Genomic DNA, 1447 nt, shown 5'->3' on the forward strand with positions numbered 1-1447 from the left:
CTCGGCACTGCATGCCGTCGATGCGAAAAAGGGCCACGCCGGTGTACGCGAGTCCAAGTTGACCCAGTGATGGCGGAGGACAGTCGTATCTTGTGACTGTGCATTCGGCACCGGGTTCTACCCCGTTTCCACGGACGGTTTGATTAAGGCTGAAAACTCCCGGTCGCGCCGGGCAACTCTACGACGCATGCGCGGGTTGTGGAACCGCTCAAGGTAATCGAACAGATCGGCCCGCGCCTCGTCGCGAGTCCGGTAGCAGCGATGGTGCACCCGCTCTCGTTTGAGCATCCCGAAGAAGCCCTCGCACGCCGCGTTGTCGGCGCAGTGGCCAACCGCACTCATGCTGCTCACCAGGGCATTCCCGCCCAGGAACTTCTGATACGTGCCGCTGATGAACTGGCCACCGCGATCGGAGTGCAGGATGACCTCCGAGCTGCCTTGCCGCTGCCACACCGCCATTTGCACCGCCCGCACCACCATGTGGCGATCCTGGCGGTGATGCATCGACCAACCCACCACCAGCTTGCTGTACAGATCGACCACGACGCACAGGTACAGCTTGCCTTCCTGCGTCACGATCTCGGTGATGTCCGTGACCCACTTGGTCTCCGGCTCGTTGGCGTGGAAGTCCCGTTCCAGCCGGTTCTCGATCCCCACGGGCCGGGCGCCCGGCTTGCCGCCAAAACGGCGCCGGGTTCGCCGTGGCCAGCCCTGCAGGCCAGCGCGGGCCATCAGTCGAGCCACCCGATTGACGCTGGCATGCATGCCCTCATCGACCAGGTCCTCTCGCATGCGTGGGGCGCCGATGACGCCCTTGCTGTCCTCGTGGATCTCCCGGATGCGCTCCAGCAGGCCCGCGTTGGCCCGCGCACGCGGGCCCGGCTTGCGCCCGACCCAAGCGTAGAAACCACTCGTTGAAACTTCAAGGCAGCGGCACATCATCCCGACGGGATAGTCGCTGCGGCAGCGCTCAATCACCGCGTACCGTTCGGTGATTGCTTCGCGAAGTACGCTGCCGCGTCTTTTAAAAAATCCCGTTCCTTGGTCACGCGCGTCAGTTCGCGCTTGAGCCGAGCGAGCTCCTCGTCACGCGGGGTGCCGCCTCCGGGGAAAGCTTTGCCACCTCCCGCCTCGGCCTCCCGCACCCACCGGGTCAGCATGTTCGGATTGACGCCGACCTCCAGGGCGACCTGGCGGCAACTCGACTTCGACCGCCGAACCAGTTCGACGATCTCCCGTTTGTATTCAGGGCTGTAACGCTTGCGCTTGGACATGGACACTCCTCTGGCCCAGTATGGGGCTTAGTGAAAGTGTCCGCAGAATCGGGGTAGAACCCCGCCGCTAAAACCGCCGCGACGCCTCAATGAATCAACACGAACACCGTGACAATCGCCAGCAGCGCCAACGGATACAGGCTGGCGCGGTCGAACAGCCGCGCCGCCTGGCG

Annotated in this window: 1 protein-coding gene; it reads right to left on the reverse strand. The window is 64.1% G+C overall.

Annotated elements, in window-relative coordinates; genetic code table 11:
* Positions 1 to 117: 117 nt before the first annotated feature.
* A protein-coding gene (locus DEO45_RS16295) for an IS3 family transposase (protein ID WP_114345874.1) occupies positions 118 to 1274 on the reverse strand; the annotation gives its coding sequence in 2 pieces (ribosomal slippage) (positions 118 to 1025 and positions 1025 to 1274; 1158 coding nt in all).
* Between the last annotated feature and the right edge of the window lie 173 nt (positions 1275 to 1447).

It is taken from the genome of Rhodanobacter denitrificans, from assembly GCF_003335105.1.
GTDB lineage: Bacteria > Pseudomonadota > Gammaproteobacteria > Xanthomonadales > Rhodanobacteraceae > Rhodanobacter > Rhodanobacter denitrificans_A.